Annotated in this window: 8 protein-coding genes and 2 pseudogenes; 4 read left to right on the top strand and 6 right to left on the bottom strand. The window is 56.9% G+C overall.

Going from position 1 to position 18262, the window contains the following annotated elements:
* The 3 genes and pseudogenes from DK870_RS28865 to DK870_RS28855 all read right to left on the bottom strand — a co-directional run.
* Positions 1-98: helix-turn-helix domain-containing protein (locus tag DK870_RS28865; protein ID WP_372241746.1), on the bottom strand; the 98-nt coding region annotated here is incomplete at its 3' end.
* Positions 99-347: 249 nt separating this feature from the next.
* Entirely contained in the window at positions 348-1433 is a 1086-nt protein-coding gene (locus DK870_RS28860; protein ID WP_218580681.1) for a TRAP transporter substrate-binding protein, read from the bottom strand.
* Between the two features lie 578 nt (positions 1434-2011).
* Positions 2012-2594 (bottom strand): annotated as a pseudogene (locus DK870_RS28855) (IS5 family transposase); the annotation flags it as partial.
* 84 nt (positions 2595-2678) lie between these two features.
* Here DK870_RS28855 and tnpB point away from each other — a divergent pair.
* The 4 genes and pseudogenes from tnpB (at position 2679) to DK870_RS28835 (ending at position 6815) form a co-directional block, all read left to right on the top strand.
* Entirely contained in the window at positions 2679-3017 is a 339-nt protein-coding gene (gene tnpB, locus DK870_RS28850; protein WP_256679949.1) for an IS66 family insertion sequence element accessory protein TnpB, read from the top strand.
* A gap of 38 nt (positions 3018-3055) precedes the next feature.
* Positions 3056-4601: pseudogene (locus DK870_RS28845) on the top strand (IS66 family transposase).
* A 104-nt stretch (positions 4602-4705) separates the two neighbouring features.
* Positions 4706-5731 (top strand): IS110 family transposase, encoded by a 1026-nt coding sequence (locus DK870_RS28840; RefSeq protein WP_161550399.1) that lies wholly within the window; start codon positions 4706-4708, stop codon positions 5729-5731.
* A 667-nt stretch (positions 5732-6398) separates the two neighbouring features.
* Complete coding sequence (locus tag DK870_RS28835; protein WP_161550398.1) at positions 6399-6815, top strand: tail fiber domain-containing protein; 417 nt, start codon at positions 6399-6401, stop codon at positions 6813-6815.
* A 243-nt stretch (positions 6816-7058) separates the two neighbouring features.
* On the opposite strand, the gene DK870_RS28830 is transcribed toward DK870_RS28835, so the two are convergent.
* The 3 genes from DK870_RS28830 to DK870_RS28820 are packed head-to-tail and all read right to left on the bottom strand — an operon-like array spanning position 7059 to position 18253.
* A complete protein-coding gene (locus DK870_RS28830; RefSeq protein WP_218580680.1) occupies positions 7059-7625 on the bottom strand; it encodes a DUF4334 domain-containing protein in 567 nt (188 codons plus the stop codon).
* 40 nt (positions 7626-7665) lie between these two features.
* The gene (locus DK870_RS28825) at positions 7666-8883 is read right to left on the bottom strand and encodes a thioester reductase domain-containing protein (protein ID WP_161550397.1); all 1218 of its coding nucleotides are present in this window, start codon (positions 8881-8883) and stop codon (positions 7666-7668) included.
* The gene (locus DK870_RS28820) at positions 8876-18253 is read right to left on the bottom strand and encodes a type I polyketide synthase (protein WP_256679948.1); all 9378 of its coding nucleotides are present in this window, start codon (positions 18251-18253) and stop codon (positions 8876-8878) included. The genes DK870_RS28825 and DK870_RS28820 overlap by 8 nt, the downstream gene beginning before the upstream one ends.
* Positions 18254-18262 lie beyond the last annotated feature (9 nt).

Below are 18262 nucleotides of genomic sequence, written 5' to 3'. Positions count from 1 at the left end.
ACAACTCGATTGCGGCGCAGCTCCCGGCTGATGGTCGAAGGGGATCGGTTGATCAAGCAGGCAATCCTACGCAGGCTAAAGCCTTGGGCATCACCGATTTAAATGGTGGCGCGCTCTTCAACGCTGAGTTCGGAATAAGGCATAGGGCCATCACCGTACCGGAAAGGTCAGGTGTTGCACTCAGTTTTTGCCGCCGCCAGGCCTCTCTTCCTACCAAACCAGCAGTAATGGAATCCTTAATTTCCGCTTCGTGCAGTCATCCAGGAACCGTGACTCGTGCACGGTATCCAACCCCACTAAAAAGATAGGAGTCCTCTTTAGCCGAGAAATTCTCAGCTTTGGACTTATTATGGCCGTGTTTCAACGAGATACTTTTTCAGAACCCCTCCGTGCGGCCCCATGCGCGACTGCCATATTTTCAACGTGCCAAACCCAGCTTTTCGCAAGGCTTCTTGTATAGCCGGCGCCGGATGACTTTGAATTATCACACCATTGGCGCGCATCCGTGCAGTATTCTCAGCCAGTCGCTGACCCAATCGTGACCACTGTTTCTCTTCGGTTACTTTGGCCGCAACAGTTATGACATCCCGCTGGTCTGGGGTCATCGCTTGCCATGTAGTGGCATTTATTGTAGTGAAGGATAACGGCATAGCATAGTTTATAGCGCTAAAGTAAGGCAGATATTTCCAGAGTTTTCGTCCAGCTCCGCCGTCACCCGATGACAGCACAGCATTCACCGATCCGTCCGCCAAACGTGGCATCGCATCAGTAAATGATAAATTCTGCGCGGTCGCTCCTGCTGTGCGCATAACCACGGCAGAAGTTTCATCATAGGTGCGTATCGATAACCCTTGTAGATCATCAATGGTTTCAATCGGGTGGCGTGACCATAGGCCAGTGGACGGCCAAGGAGTGATATAGAGAAGGTGCTGTCCCTGCACCTCAAAAGCTCTCGCATAATCCGCACGAGCCATATCGGCCAAACGGCGAGCTTGATCGATTGACGTAGCCACAAACGGTAGGGATGGGAGTAAGAATATCGGATCAACCTGACCCAACGCACCACCAAATGCATCACCAATTTGCACTTTACCATCCCGAATTGCGTCTAGCATTTCTGATGATTTAAAACCGGCGCTTGCATCAAATGTTGGCTTCGGTATTATCCCGCCTCGGGTACGGCGAATTACCTCATCTGCAAACGTGGCAAGCCCCTCACCCGGCATTGATGTCTCAGGATACTCGGTGGCCATTTGCAAAATTATTGGTGCAACATTCGCAGGTGCTACGGCAGACGATGAGGCCTGATCGCTGGTGTTGCTGCGATCAAAAAGCATATCACCTCGCTCCGCACCTCCTAATGACATACCAGAAAAGCCCATGACACCAAGTGCAAGCGATAGCACTGGGACTCGCCATAGATTATTTTTCATTCTGCGCTCCGCCTGATCGTCATTAACAACATAAATCCCACGCTAACGACATAAATTATTGAAATTAAAATACAAATAAGCGGCCTCTTAACGACAGCATTTTCCATCACAGGCCCGACGCTACACCGTCATCAAGCATGCAAAGCTGCAACCTTCAATTATGAGATCCAGCACCGCACATAAAAACCGCCCAGCAAGGCTATCACAAAGACAAAATACACTGTAGGAAAATCTTATTTCAAAATGCACATCGCGACACCAAATCGCTCCAGACCCTGGACGAGATGTAGCCCAATAACACAGCCCTGCAATGAAGTGCATAGACGAAGCAATGATAGCCCCACTTTATAACAACGAGTAACACAACAGCATTACATATATGCATTTATTTGAAACTTCAATATTTTCAATAACGACCCATTGCGAAATAAAAATCTCGGTGGCAAAAAAAGAAATCTACATGCTTACATATTCCAGTGCGCTTTTAGGGATGATCTGAAGTAGCCGGATATTTTCCGGCTATCGAGCCGTCAGTACTTTTCAAAAAACGACCTTCGTTGAAATTGGATCCATTTTCTTCATTTTTCAGCCCTTCCGGCCGCTGCAAGGCGCTTCGCAACTGCCATTTGCTGTATTACACGCACCTCTTCTGTGCCCGCCAATAAATGTCGACGCGCCATCCACAGGTTTGACAGGGCGAACAATGTCACATCTGAGCAGTGTTCTTGGTCAACCCTCGAAAGCGCACCTTTTCATAACCAAACTGGCGCTTGATTACCCGAAACGGGTGCTCGACCTTGGCGCGAACCTGAGCCTTGGCCTTCTCGATCTTGCGCAGCCGCTTTGTACAAGGCACTGGGTTTTCCGTGCTTTTTGTAAGTGCTGCGTCGGGCTGCAACCTACCAAAATGACCTCACGCTCCGCGTGCTCTTCACGTTTCTCGACCCCGGTATAACCGGCATCGGCGCAGACCACGTTTTCCTCGCCGCGCAGGAGCTTGTCGACCTGCGTGACGTCCGCAACATTGGCCGCAGTAACCACCACGATGTGCACCAGGCCCGACTCATCGTCAACGCCGATGTGGGCTTTGGCACCGAAGCAGAATTGGTTGCCTTTCTTGGTCTGATGCATTTCCGGGTCGCGCTTACCGTCCTTGTTCTGTAAGCGATCCATCACCTACACATTCAAAGCCTCAAGTTGAAATCTGATGCTGTGCTCCCGATCCTTTTCTGGAGCAAGTCCGCCATGATGCGACCCGATGCAAAAGTCGAAAAAGTTTACCTCTACCCCAAGCCCGTGGATTTTCGAAAATCCATTGATGGCCTCGCCGCTCTGGTCGAGCTGGACATCAAAGTGGCGGTGTTCGATCCTGTGCTTTTCGTCTTCCTCAACAAGCCACGCAACCGAGTGAAGATATTGTATTGGGAGCGCAACGGCTTCTGCCTCTGGCTCAAGCGCCTCGAATCCGAGCGTTTTAAAACTTCGCCCGATGCCAGCGACGAAGCGATCGTCCTGACGGTCCAGGAGCTCAACTGGTTACTCGACGGTTTGACCTTTGGCGCAACCGCCCTCATCAGGTTTTGACCCCACGCTACGTAGCCTGACCCGGTATAATCCGGGCCATGATTTCCCTGCCCGACGACCTTCCTGATGATCCTGTTTTGCTCAAGCAACTGCTACTTGAGGCACTCAGTCGCCAGGAAGACGTGGCCCAGGCTTATCAAACTCACATCGTCGACCTGAAAGAGCAGATCAAGTTGCTGCGCGACCGCTTGTTCGGGCGCAAGTCGGAACAGACTGTCGAGCCCAACACGCCGCAACTGGCGCTGTTCAACGAGCCCGAAAGCGAGCCTATGCCGCTCGTTGATGACCCTGACGAAGAAGCCGTTGCGCCGACGCCGCGCCGTGGCAAGCGCAAGCCGTTGTCGGCCGATCTGCCGCGTATCGAAATCATCCACGAACTGCCCGAACACGAACTGACCTGTGCCTGCGGTTGCCGCAAACACGCCATCGGCGAAGAAACCAGCGAACAACTGGACATCGTGCCGATGCAGATCCGTGTCATCAGGCACATCCGCAAGGTCTACGGTTGCCGGGGCTGTGAAACCGCCCCGGTCACGGCTGACATACCTGCCCAGTTGATCGAAAAGAGCATGGCCAGCCCCAGCGTGCTGGCGATGCTGCTGACTACCAAGTACGTCGATGGCTTGCCGTTGCACCGGTTTGAAACCGTGCTCAGCCGACATGGCGTCGAGATTGCGCGCCAGACACTGGCGCGCTGGGTGATCCAGTGCAGCGAACACTTCCAGCCACTGCTGAATTTGATGCGCGACCGCTTGCTGGAAAGCCCGGTGATCCACTGTGATGAAACCCGCGTCCAGGTGTTGAAGGAGCCGGATCGCGACCCGACCAGTCACATCCTGGATGTGGGTGCAGGTCAGCGGCCCGCCGGACAAGAAAGTCGTGCTGTTCGACTACACCTCCAGCCGCGCGCAGGACGTACCGTTGCGCTTGCTTGAAAGTTATCGCGGTTACGTGATGACCGATGATTACGCCGGCTATAACGCCTTGGCGTTGCAGCCGGGCGTGGAGCGACTGGCGTGCATGGCTCATGCACGACGCAAGTTCGTGGATGCGCAAAAAGTGCAGCCCAAGGGTAAAACCGGGAGGGCTGATATCGCGCTGACGATGATCAACAAACTGTACGGCATTGAACGCGAATCTAAAGACGCCAGCGATGAACAACGGTTTATCGCTCGTCAGGAAAAGAGCTTGCCGATCCTGACCCAACTAAAAAGCTGGCTGGATAAAACCCAACCGCAAGTCACGACGCAAAGTGCACTGGGTAAGGCCGTGCATTATCTGGTGAACAACTGGAGCCGTCTGGAGCGCTATGTCGAAGCGGTTTTTTTACCCATCGACAACAATGCGGCAGAAAGAGCGATCAAGCCGTTTGTAATAGGACGCAAGGCGTGGCTGTTCAGCGATACACCCAAGGGTGCCACCGCCAGCGCCCAAATCTACAGCCTGGTCGAGACCGCCAAGCTCAACGGCCAGGACCCCTATACGTGGCTGCGCCACGTACTGGAGCGGTTGCCGTATGCCTCGTCGATCGAAGACTACGAAGCCTTGCTGCCGTGGAACTGCTCACCGGAGATACCACAGTAAACCGTTGACCCACCTTGGGGTAGGTGGGGTAATGAGATGGTCCCCCCCGACACCCCGCGAGGGCTACGCTTTCGCAGGGTGTTTTATTTTCGGAGGCCATCTTCATGAGCGAATCAGCGCTGGTCGGTATCGATCTCGGCAAACACAGTTTTCACCTGCACGGCCAGGACAAATCGGGTCGAGAGGTGTTTCGCAAGAAGCTCTCACGGCAGCAGATGATGAGGTTCTTCGGCAATCTCCCTGCATGCACCGTAGTGATGGAGGCCTGTGCTGGTGCACATTTCGTCGCTCGCGAACTGATGATCATGGGGCATCAAGCCAAGCTGATTTCACCGCAGTTCGTTCGGCCCTTCGTCAAAGGCAACAAAAACGATTTCGTCGATGCCGAGGCGATTTGTGAAGCCGCGTCGCGCCCGTCGATGCGCTTTGTCTCGCCCAAAACCGAGGCCCAGCAGACGCTTTCTGTATTGCATCGTCTGCGTGAGTCGCTGGTGCGCGACCGCACCAAAACAGCCAACCAGATGCACGGCTTCTTGCTGGAGTTTGGCATCAGTCTGCCAAGAGGGCTGGCCATCATGAAACGCCTGTCCAGTGTCCTGGCCGAACATGAACTTCCTGTTCGATTGACGGTGCTGTTGCAACGGCTGCATGACCACTTTGTCTATTTGGATGGACAGATCAAAGAGCTGGATAAAGAACTGGCAGGCCAACTGGCCAACGATGATCTGGGTAGCCGTTTGCTGAGCCTGCCGTGTGTCGGACCGATCACCGCCAGCCTGCTGGCTGTGGAAATGGGTGACGGCCAGCAGTATGGATGCAGTCGCGACTTCGCCGCGTCCGTTGGCTTGGTGCCCCGGCAGTACAGCACGGGCGGCAAGGCGAATTTGCTGGGGATCAGCAAGCGCGGTGACAAGAATCTCAGACGACTGCTGGTTCAGTGCGCCCGGGTTTACATGCAGCGGCTGGAACACCAGAAAGGGGCTCTGGCCGATTGGGTGCGCTCGCTACTGATGCGACGGCATTCCAATGTGGTGGCCTGTGCCTTGGCCAACAAGCTGGCGCGCATCGCCTGGGCGATAGCGACCCACCATACCGAGTTTGAAGCAGGGCCAGACACCTTGAGTGCTTGACCCTGCGGTTGTTGCAGCACCACGATTTACCTTTCAGGTTTTGCGATAGCTGAATAACGAATGACGTGAACGGCCCACCGGCCTGGTGAAGAACCTGATCCATAAACCGGCTATATGAAGCCGCTGGGGTTTTTAGGATCGTCAGGCGCGACTCTCATCATGGCGCGGGGCATGCCCCAGATAGACGCCGGATAGATTTAAGCAAGCCAACCACTTCGCCCGCTAATCAGTATTGCAAAAACGGGGGTGACCATAGATTCATGGATCGCACTCGGTAGTCCTTTTCAGGTCTAGCTTGAGCCAACGCTTAAGATATCCATCTGCTTCGACCTGTGGTCAGGCATGGCATGAAAATCAGTGGGGGTCATGCTCTGAAGCGATTAAAAACGTCTATAGAGGCAATGCTGAGTTTAAATGGTGCTTCATTTTGGCGCGCCCTGTTGGGCTGAGGTAACCCTTGAGATTGGCGCTCCCTCTCGATCCAAGGTGCTAAGGTAAAGTCAAGATAGAAAATATTATCTCAGCAACTGTTAAGTAAGAGTTCAAAAGCCTACCTCCAGCCAAGAGTATATTTCTGAGCTGTCACTCGAAATTCGGGACAAATCCTATAGGCCTTGAACAGGGCGAAGATCATGATCGCCGGAAGCTCACACACCGGAGATTCTCAATGTCAAACAATATCGCCTCTACGGCTCGCTTTGCTACTGGCTTCGCCATGCTCCTCGTCACAACTGTCTGTGTGGCCGCGTTAGAAAATACTCCTGATGAAAGCGCCGACCCAAGAAATATTGGAGGAATATGCTGCCCCTTCAGTGATCGGGATCTAAAGCAAAATGTGCAGCCCTTACAGGGTTCTACTGATAAAATTCTTCAATTAAAAGGGGTTTCTTACGAGTGGCTGGACAGCGGGAAACACGATATCGGATTGATTGCGCAGGACGTAGAAAAAATCTATCCTGATATCACGCGTAAACAAGGTGACCATTTGCAAGTCGATTACCAAAAGCTTGTGGCGCCACTAATCGAATCCATTCGCGAGTTAGATGCGCGCTTGGATGCATTGGAGAAAGCTAAAAAAGAATGAAATAAGGGCTGTTCTTCTTATAGGGTATAATAGTCCAGCAGAGCTGTACTATTCCTATCATGGCTCTGAGACTGGCTCGGCTGGCATGTACTAGGCGTTTTGGCCGAGCCTTCATTGTTTGTTTAATAAAATTGGATTCGGGGGTAGTGAGGGGGTATCTTAGAAAGCAATACAGCTATATTAAAACAAGTGTGTGATAAAATAGCTTGATGACCCTGTTCTGCCAAAGTGCGATACTCAGTTTTACCGACATCTTCGTAGGATAAAGAAGAACGCTTGATTCATGCCTCGTAGATCCATCAACCCCACCAAGGTGTCGTCATCAACTCGGCGGAATGTATCTATGATAGGGAGATCGTCATACACCATCGTGGCACTGATAACGCCACGGTACTCCATCATGCGCAGACGAGCCTTATGTCGATGGGTCCGCAAAAGCGGAAGCAAGAGTTTGAAGAGCGTACTGGCGGCACGTTGATGAAGTAGTTTTGGATGATGCATGAGCAGGCCTATGGGCATGAAGAGAGGGTTGAGCGACAGCGTATCCCCGCTGCGTCGTTCAAATAACAATGGATGCACATTTTCCTCACTGTTGAATTCCTTGCCATACCAGCCAAACTTTTCCAACAGGCCATCGATAGGATGCCCGGTCTGCAAACTTGCGCCTCGCCAGCGTCCCGAGAGGCAAGACAAGGTCGTTGGGGCGAGGGTGTCATAGAATGCCAACGCGTCAGCGGTGGTTATCTTGCTGTGCTCCAGGCGCACAAGTGATTCTCGTGCTGTAGGCGTAGCTTCCATATGCACATCCATTGTCCCGTTGTCCTCTGGTCCATCTGTCATGGCGTCCAAGTCAAGGCTGCGTTTGGAGCAGGCGAGCAACTAGCGTGTCATCGGGCAACGGGCAAGCGACGCCACTCTCCGCCAACGCGGCCAACGTTCGGTGGCAATCGTAGATCGGCAGGGCCTGCTGAATTTCCCGTAAGCCGGTCGCGAGGGTCTTTCCTCGCACCAGCGAAGCGAGGGGATGGTCAGGGTTCTGCTTCGCCGCCTCTCGCATCGCCGCAAGCCATTGCTCCATGGGCAACACCTGTAGATTCAACCCGAGGCGACGCACTGCCGCTTGCCACTCGGCGCCCGATAAGGGGCGCGGATTGGCTAGATGATAAACCCCCTCGGAAGGGAGGCCTGACGGTGCCAAAAGGGCAATCGTCGCCTGGGCAATATATTCCACCGGAACGAGGTCGATCGGTCCTTCGACTGCAGGTAAAAGTCCCGCTGACATTGAGGCGGTAGCCAGGCGCGATTGCAGTTGGTATTCCGGCCGGTGGCCTGAACGGACATCGCCGATCACCGTGCCCACTCGTAATATCGCCGCCGTAATACCCGCGGCGGCTCCGAGTTCCACCAACCGCTCGGCTGCCCACTTGGACTGACCGTAACCCCCACCCAGCGCCGTGATCGGCGGATGAGGATCCGTTTCAAGAATCCTGTTTCGATCAGGCTGCGTTGCACCGTCGGCGGGAGTCACCGCCATGGTGGTGGAAATGTAGAGGAACCGGCAAGCGGTCGGCGCCGCCAATCGCAGCAGCCAACGCGTCGCATCGACATTGGCGGATCGCAACTCCGAATAAGGCAGGACAAAGTTGACCGAGGCGCCATTGTGAACAATGGCATCGATATCGCTCGACAAGGCTTCCCAGCGCGCGGGACGCAATCCGCACCGCGGTTCGCCGAGGTCTCCGATTTCGATGACCACTCGATCTTCCAGCGGCCCTGTATCGAGGCCGTAGGCGCCCATGGCGGCGTTAAGCCGAGCCAAGCCCGCGGTGCGATCGGCTGCCCGTACGAGGCAGTGAATTCTGGCATCCGTCTGTTTGAGCAATTCCTTGAGTATGTGCACGCCAATGAAACCGGTTGCGCCCGTCAACAGGATCCGGCGCAACGGTAAATGTGTCGAAGCCTCCTGCCTGAAGCCCGATACGAGCGTACCGGGCAACAGGAACAGGTCGGACGCCGCGGCAGCACTGAGCGGCGTCTCAATGTTGACGGCAAGCGCCTGCTCATCCATGGGCTGCGCCTTTCCGGTCTGCGGTCAATTCGACAGCCGGCTGCTCTTGCACATAAGTGCGGCGTCCCCATTCGTCTACTTCGCTCAAGTAAAACACGCCTGGCACCTTGTCGTTACGCTCGACCGGCACGTAATCGAAGCGTCCGTATGCGTTTGAATATTCCTGGGTCAGTTGGACAAACGCTGCGGGATCATAGCAGCGCCGGGATTGAAGCGCTTGATTGATGTCGCGATCGATCTGCGGCGGTTTTACCACCTCAAGTCGGTAGAGGCTCGCACTGGCGCCAGAGCCGTAGGAATAAATGCCGACAGTCTTGCCGACGATGTCTTCGTATTGGTTCAGCAGCAGCGAGTACAGGTTGACGTAGACCGAGGCGGTATAAGTCGAGCCGATCTGTCGGGTGAGCAATGTGCTGGGCTGTACCATCGTTTCGAACAACGTACGCTTCTCCCGCAGGGTAAGCCGGGGCTCCTCGTTTTCGATGATCCGGTCGAATGCCCGTTTGACCAGATACGTGCTGGTGCAATGAAAGACAAAATGGTCATGTTGGCGAAGCAGACCGTCGGTCCCCATGCGTTGCGTCAGCAATTTCTGACAGCCATCCAGGCACGCGGTATAGACATCGATGCTGTGTTTGCCATCGCGCATCAAGGGGAAGGGATCTTGCCAACCGACCGGTTTATAGAAGTCCCACCGGTGCAGCATATGGGTGGCTCTTTCCGGTTTCATGACCAATGCGGCGTTTGGTCCTACCAGCATGGCGACCGCGGCTGCCCCATTGAGGTAGGACTGGTCCGCGTTCAGATCGGCGATATCGACACAGACGACGAGTCCGAGCCGGCCGTCCCAAGCTTCACTCTGGCACCACGCCACGGTGTTGAACAATGCAGAAGTTCCACCGTAGCAGGCGTTATAGGTGTCGACGCCTTCGATATTGCAATTGCCATGATCCTCGAAGAGCTGCATCAGGTAGGACTTTATGCTTTTGCTTCGATCCACTTGGCTTTCGGTTCCAACCTCCAAGCGCCCGATCTGTGACCAGTCGATACCATAGCGCTCCATTAAGCGCTGTACCGCGGTGAGTGACATGGACACTGCATCTTCGTTGTCACCGCAGAACGTTACGGCTTCCTGACCCAAGCCCACCGTATATTTGCCTTCACAATCGTTATGGCGCTCCATGTCAGCCTGCAACGCCATATGATTCGGGAAGTAGAGTTCCATCGCCTGAATGCCGACGCTTTTTGCGCGGGCGGCTTGTTCGAGGTCGTTCACGACAGTGGCTGTCGCGGTGACCGAATCACCGATGGGGCCTTGGCTTGGCGAAGACGCGGAGAGAGGGATCACCATAGCTGGAGCAGGCGGCCTGCGAATATCGCCCTGCCAGGCCCCGGTGAAAGCCTGCCCTTGAACGTTGCAGCGCGCGATGCCCAGACTCTCGCGGGCCAAACGGGCCAGATCCAGGGGCGGGCGCATTAACGAAAGTGTCGCACGGACCCCCATGGCGGGATGTTTGGCGATTCGTTGGGCCATTGCATGGGCGCTGGCTTTTGCCTGGTCAAGGCTGGCGTGCATTTCATTGACCAGACCCATTTCCAGAGCCTGTCTGGCCGTCAACGTGTAGTCGTTCAGATAGAGCTCGTTTGCCCAGCGGTGACCGACCAGTCGCTCAAGGGACTCGGAGAGAAGCATGCCGGGGCAGACGCCACGAGACAGATTTCCCAGATTGAACGTAGCGTCGTCGGTACAGATCCGGTAATCGGCATTGAGCATAGCTGCCAAGCCGCCGCCGACAATCTTGCCGTGAACCACGGCGATGACTGGCACCTCAAGCTCACGGATACTGACAAAGGCGCTGTAGATTTCAAACGTCAGGTGGGCGGCGCTCAGCACGGGCATTTGTCTGACTTGCGCCATCAGCCGGTAAGGATTGACACCCACGCAAAAGTGCGGACCTGCGCCTTGAAAGATAACCGCACGCACATCCTCCAATTGCTTCAAGGCCCTCACTGCCTGGCGAAGTTCTTCCGCCAAGGGCTTATCGATTGCGTTGTTATGGAGGGGGTCGTTCAGTTCCAGGACGGCCAGCCCATCGGTCGAGTCGTGAAGCAAACGAACCAAAGGCTCGGATGTATCGGATGCTTCGGGTGAGGTCTGTCCCAGGCCCCCCATCATCACCAGTGCCGAGTCCATATCGGAAGCAGGGCACTGCGTTTGGCAGCGTTGAAGCAGGTCAGGCTCGATCGTCGCGAAGCGTCCCAATAGCCGCTTCAGCTCTTTTTCAACTTCATCTTTCGAACCGACAAAATCAACCATTCCGTACTGGCTCGCTGCGTCGGCGTCGAGCGGATCGCCCGTCAGCATCAGCCTGCGACAGACGGAAGGGCTGAGACGGCGTTGGGCAGCGACACTGACGATGCCCGGCAGGCCGCCTCGGCGGACTTCAGGAAAGCCGAACGAAGCAGCGGGGGTGGCGAGCACAATTGAGGCGAGGCTGGGGAACAGCATGCCTCCGCCGCGACAGTCCCCTTCAACGACGCAAATAATCGGCATCGAGGCTGTTTCAAGCTGCTTGGCCAGTTTTGCGAAATGCTCCAGGCCCTGGCTCATTAGAGAATCGCCAAACGTTGCCTGGGCAAGGTCCATGCCCAGGCAGAAATGCACGCTATTGGGTTGAGCACGAATCACCAACGGCTGACGATTGGCGCTCAATGTTTTGCTCAGTTGCTGCACCGACTCCAGGGTCAGCGAGGATGGGAGGTACAGCGTGTGGGCGCCGGAAAGAACCGGGTCATGAGCGCTCAGCGGGATCGACACCAGGCATGGCGCCGGGTCTGCCGTGGGGGCGACGACAATCGACAACGCCGTCTTGTCGATGGAAGCGGGCGCATCGCTGGCCATTTGCGCGCTGCTTGGCTTGTGGCCCTCGATGGGTTCATGCCCCGACCTTTCGGGCGTGGGCGAGGCTGGAACTACAGGTGGGGTGATCGGCGCAGCCGTCCGCTGCCGGGCGGTGGCTTTTGCGGCAATGGCCTGGACCAACGATTCCGTTGTCGCCCCGGTCAACAACGAGCTCTGCGAGATCTCGACCCCATAATTCTGCCGGGCCCAGACCAGCAACTCGACCGCCGCAAGCGAATCCAGACCGAAGTCCATCAGCGGAGCGTCAAGCTCGATTTCATCGGGTTGCGCGCCGAGCAAGCTAGCAATCTGGCTTTGCACGATGCGCTCGATTTCCGAACAGTCGACAGTGGGGGCGGTTACCTGTTTTTGTTTGATGTCGCCCACTATCAGGTCAACCAGGGTCGATACGCTGGCGCCGGTGAGCAGCTTGCTTTGAGACACCTCGACACCATAGGTTTTGCGCACCCAGACAAGCAGCTCAACGGCGGCAAGGGAATCAAGACCCAGGTTCGCCAAAGGAGTTTCTGGCTCGATTTCCTCGGACTGGGCACCGAGCAGGGCCGCGACCGCTGCACAGATCGCCTCTTCGACGGCCTGAGGATCTTGAATATGGGAGAGCTCCAGCGAATCGGCTTGCTCATTCTGTGCCCCGGCAGGAACCAAGTGCGAAAAGAAAGAGCGTTGGGTGGGAGACAGCGACCAGTAACCTCGCCATAGCGGAGCATCCAGCGCAATGACGGGCGCAGAGGATTGCGGATTGACGAACAGCCTCTCCAGCCATCCTTCCAGATCAGTGTAGGAAATCGCGGCGAAGCCCCTGCCCGTATTGATTTGAAGTTCAAGTAAATGCTCTGCCTGACTCAGTCGGCCCGCGCCCAGCATGATCGGCAAGTCAATGGCTATCGCAGGCAAGCCTTGCGTGCGGCGGTGGCGCGCCACCTCATGCAGCGCTGCGTTGGCGGCAACATAGACCGCTTGATGGGGATTGCCGTGAAGCCCTCCCAAGGAGGAGAACAGAACAAAATGGCGAAGCGCCTTGTGTGCTGTCAACTGATGCAGTCGCCACGCAGCGCCGGCCTTCACTGTCCACGTTTCGAGTGATTCGCGGTCGATAGCGCTTGCTGGTTCGGCCTTGAACGCAGTCGCCAGGTGGAACACCCCGGTAATGCCTGGCTCCCGGGAGAACAAGGCAACCAGTTGATCGTCTTCGCGAAGGTCAAGAGGCACGATGTCGATGCGGCAGCGAGGATGGTCTCGCCGGATGCCTTCAAGGACAACGGCTGCACGTCCAGTCTCTGTGGTGCGACGCCCGCCGAGAAGGATTCGTCCGGCGCCCCGTTCCGCCAAGAAACGCGTCAATGCCAAGCCGATCCCGCCCATCCCACCTGTGACCAGGAGAACGTCGTCGACAGAGAAAATCGCTTGCGCAATGGCTTCGATCGCAAGCTTTTCCTCCTGATCAGTTTCGGAGCCGTCGGGCATGGTGATCACGACTTTGCCGACATGATCACCCGAAGCCATCAAGCGGAAGGCCTCCACGGCCCGAGAGGCAGGAAAAACCGTGCTCGGCAGTGCGGTGGCGTTTCCCGAGGCGAGACGGATCGTGCACTCTTCGACCAACGCTCGAATCCGTTCCGGATGAGTTTCCACCAGACCATCGATGTGCACGCTGTGGAACGAGATGTTGTTCTTCAGCGCCAATAAGCCCAACGCTGAGTTTTCCAGAATATCTCGCTTGCCGATTTCGATATGACGGCCGCCCGGAGCCAGGCAGTGTAGGCTCTCGCGCAAGCCATCGCCGGCCAAGCTATTGAGTACCACGTCGACACCACGGCCATTGGTCAAGGCCTGCACGTGGCGCTGGAAGTCCTGCGGATGACGTGAATCGAATACTTTGTCGAGTCCAAGGACCTCGGACAGGTATTTGCGTTTAGCCGCTGTGCCGGCCGTTGCAATGATCTCTGCGCCAAGCGTGCGCGCCACTTGCACGGCGGCTTGGCCAACGCCACCGGCGGCCGAATGGATCAGCACGGTTTCACCGGCTTTCAATTGGGCAATATGGTGCAGCCCGTACCACGCGGTGGTGTAGACACCGAGGAAGCCCGCGCCGTCGATATCTTGCACATTGTCCGGTTTGAGAATGGCATTTTTCGCCCGCACAACGGCAGTTGAACCGAAGAGCGCTCTTCTCGGTTCACCCTCTTGGGCAGTCAGGGCCAACGCGAGGATTTTTCTACCGGGTTGCAACTCGGGGTAAAGGCGCGGGACGTCCGCGCCGATGTCAACGATGGTTCCGCAGCACTCCATGCCAAGAATGGGCGCATAACCGGGCAGCATGCCGAGGGCCAGCATGACGTCTTTGAAATTCAAAGGGGCAACGTGTACCTGTACGCGAATTTCGTCTGGGTCCAGACCCTCGTTCAGTGAGTTGACGGCGCGCCAGCGCAAACTGGCCAATTGGCCTGGTTGCGTGACTTCGAGTCGAAGCGCGCTGGAGACTTCCGGTAGCGGTGGTGCCGAGATCGGGACCAGGCGACGTACCTTCCATTCGCTGCCATCCCAACGTAGTTCGGCATCCGCGCTGAGCCCCGCTTGGCACAGTACTCGTAGTGCCTGGACGCCTGCGTCGTTCATGGCGGCAGGCACACCTGCGGCATAAATGTTCAATTGCGGTTGTTCGTTGCGTGCGGCCCGTACGAAGCCCCATATCGGAGAAGGAGGGGCCGAGACATCCTCGCGAACCAGGAAAACGAGTGCGGGTGGAGGGGCCATTGTGATCGCACGCTTCAAGAGCGCACTGGCATCTTCCAGCGACTCTCGGGCGTCGATGACGACAGTGGCCAGATCCAGTTCCGCTGTGGCGTCTTGCGCAGGCCAAGCCTCAAGACCAGAGCCAAGCAGATGCGCCTTGAGCGGAGCATCATTCAATTGCGTGTGTGGCTCGGGCAGCGCGATCACGTCCTGCCAAGGCACGAGTACGCCCCCCGGCGCTACCCAGCAATGGCCGTTGTGGCCGATGACGATATCGAAACCGAGCGCTTCAGGCACTGCGTCACAATCCGAGGCGTGGCACCAGGACGGGGCATTTGGCGGCACCGCCGCTGCGGCGACCATGTAGAGCGAATATTTCGAAAGTGTCGCCGGTGCAATGGCGCTGAGGGCCGGCAGGGAAATAAGCTCCGTCGAAAGGTCAAGGATACGGAGGGTTTGCTTGCCGATCGGGTATTCGTAAAGTTGCTTGAGACACGCCGCGGGGTCTGTCCAGTCCCATTGGCGTACCGCTTCTGGCAGGCCGAGTGGTTCGTGAATCACGGTGAAGCCATCGGGTCTTGCCGCACGAGAGGATTTCACGCGTTGCAGGCGCAAGCCCTTGATCCGCCCAACAAGTGTCTCGTTGCTATCCAGGATCGAAATGTCGCCTTGTGCCCAATCCTTGCCAATATCTGTCAGCGTGGCATGACACCACAGGGTGTTTTGGTGGGCCTCGACAGACCAATCCAATTGCGAAATGCTCAGGGGAACGTAGCAATGAACGTCCAATCCCCGCAGCGCCGCGAGCGCTTGAAAACTTCCGTCAAGAAGAGCCGCCGTCCGCCCCCAACCGTGCGGTATCTGGTCGGAGACCTTGATCCGTGCGATGGCCTCGGTGTCGCCGGTGTGGAGTTCGACGAGCGTCCTGAATGAGGGGCCGAAGTCGAGCCCGCTATGCTGGCGCAATGAGTCGTAGAGACGGGTCACATCTATGGTCGCGGGACAGCGGGCTCGCACCGCGTCGAGGGGCAATTGTTTCGGTGCAACCGAACTACTCGAAGGAACACAGGAAAACCGGGAGATATCGTCAACGACCCATTGCCATTGCTCGCCTTCCAGTTTCCATTCCAGCGACGTCTCACCATTGGCAGTCCACAATGGGAGAAAGCGCCGGAACTCGATACTGTGCATGCCCTTGGGCATTTGCCTCAACGCGAGGGCGACGAGCCCTGCGCCAGGCATGACGATTTCGCCTTCGACTTTGTGATCGGCAAGGTAGGCATGGTTAGCGCTGGACAGGGTAATGGGGCCGTTGGAAATTTCGGCAGCGGGTTGTGCCTGCGTTGGGGCTTTCCAGCTGACGCTGCGTATGGGGGTGTCGTGGTTCCAGGGGATGCGTGGAATGGAAACGAACCGCGCAGGCGATTGAACCGTCGCCCAGTCCACATCCACCCCGCGTACAAATAGTTCGGCCAGGCACTGCAGCAGCGCGAGGTCGCCGGGCATTTTGCGGTCTTGGGTGGCGAGTACGCCAAGGTCATGGTTGGCAACAAGATAGCCTGAAAGTACCGCCCTGGGTGAAATCTCTACGAAAAGGTCACCATGGCTCGCGGCGATGCCGGCGCCTGCGTGAAAATCCACGGCGTTGCGGATGTTGTGGACCCAATACGACGCGGTCAGGTCCTCTCCCGCGGTGAGTCCTGTCAGATGGGTAACGGAGGAGATGAAGGGAATGGTGGAGGCCTTGGTCTCTACGACGTCCAGCCGATCTTTCAATGATTCAAGGACCGCATCGACGTGCGGGCTGTGGTAGGCCCGCGGGACGTCGAGCTTGATCGTGCGGATGCCTTGTTGTTGACCGTAGGCTACGATGGCTTCGATGGCTTGGACATCGCCGGAGAGCGTGAACGCCTCTTCACCGTTGCGTGCAGCAATGACGACCTGATCGTCAGCGCCAAACCGTTGCAGCATCGTCGCGGTTTGCTCTTCATCCGCTGACCATGCCGCCATCGCGCCGGCTTGCATTTTGTCTTGAGCGCTCGCGCGCTCATGGGTCAGGAACATCAGGGTGTCGAGGTTGATTGCGCCACACGCCCAGGCGCCGGTCATTTCGCCGGTCGAATGACCCATCACCGCGGCAGGCACTACGCCTGATGCTTTCAACAGTGCAGTCAATCCGACTTGCATCATGATGATGCAGGGGAGTGCGACGAGTACTTCTAGCAGTTCGGACTCGTCCATTTCACGACGGCAGAATCCGTAGTTTTCCACGACGGAATAGCCGGCGTTTTGCGTATAGAGACGGTCCGCTTCATCGACGGCTTGCCGGAAGGCTGGGAATTGCTCATAGAGGGGCTTGCCCATCGATGGGTGCTGGCTCCCTTGGCCTCCGTAGGCAAAAATCAGTCGCGGTGTTTCGCCCTTGACTTCGCCGTCGCGCACAACCGAGCGAGGACCAAAGACGTCTCCGTCGGCGGCGAGACGCACACGTCGATGGCGTAGCGCGGGCAAGGCGATGCCTGCCCAAGCCACGGCGTCGGGACGATCCTGGGAGGGTATCCTGGTGAGCGCGGCCTCGAGATCGGCTAGGCTTTCTGGGCGGTGTGAACTGATTGCCAACACCCGCGCCACAGCGGGCTGTTGGCCGCCAGCTTCAGGTTGGTGGCTGGTGGGTTTGAGCAAGGCAAAGGCATTTGCGCCGCCGAAACCGTAGGAGCTGACACCAATGACCGGGTCGTCGCCGGTTTCGGTGAGTGGCAACGATTCGACTTCAGTCGTCACGCGCAGACGGAGTGCTTCGGCATCGATCTTGGGTGTCAGGCGATTATGCCCCGCGGTAGGGACAAGCTGGCGATGGTGAAGGCATAGCGCGGCTTTCACCAGACCCACGATGCCTGCCCCTGTCTCCAGGTGACCGGTATGGCCCTTCGCGGAACCGATGGGAAGTGCGGCACGACGGTTGCCCACCATCACTTCGGAAATAGAGGATGCCTCGATGGGATCGCCCACCGGCGTGCCGGTCCCATGCGCTTCGACATACACCACTTGTTCAGGGGCAATCCGCGCACGCTTCAGGGCGTGTCGCATCAGCGAGGTTTGGCGGGCGGCCGACGGAATGGTCAAGCTGGCGGTCTTGCCGTCCTCGTTGGCTTCGCAGCCAATGATTTCAGCATAGACGCGGCGCAAGTCCTGAAAAGGGTGGTCGCTGCGGCCCAGCACGATAACGCCACAACCCTCTCCGCGCACGAAGCCGTCGGCGTCTGCATCGAATGGTAACGATGTACCACGCGGCGACAGCATATGGGCTTGGGACAGACCCACAAATGGCGACGGCCCGAGCAGGGCATTGACGCCGGCAACCAGCGCAAGGTCGCAGTCACCGGAATTGAGCGCCTGGCAGGCGATATAAAGTGCTGTCAGCGAGGAAGAACAAGCCGTATCTACTGTAAGGCTGGGGCCTTCGAGATTGAGCAGGTATGACAGGCGGTTGGCAATCATGCCCAAGGAAACACCCGACATCGTGTGAGGTGTCATGGTGTTGGGATCGGCAAAGCCCATGGCCAGGTACTCGGCCATGCCCGCACCGACGAACACCCCGACACGGCGATCGTTCAAGGCTTGGGGATTGATATTGGCGTCGAACAGTGCTTCGTGGGCCACTTCCAGCGTCAGCCGTTGCTGAGGGTCCATCTCGGCCACCTCGCGAGCAGACAACCGGAAATA

The organism is Pseudomonas sp. Q1, from assembly GCF_009935975.1.
Lineage (GTDB): Bacteria > Pseudomonadota > Gammaproteobacteria > Pseudomonadales > Pseudomonadaceae > Aquipseudomonas > Aquipseudomonas palleroniana.
This window is presented reverse-complemented; position numbering and strand designations above follow the sequence as displayed.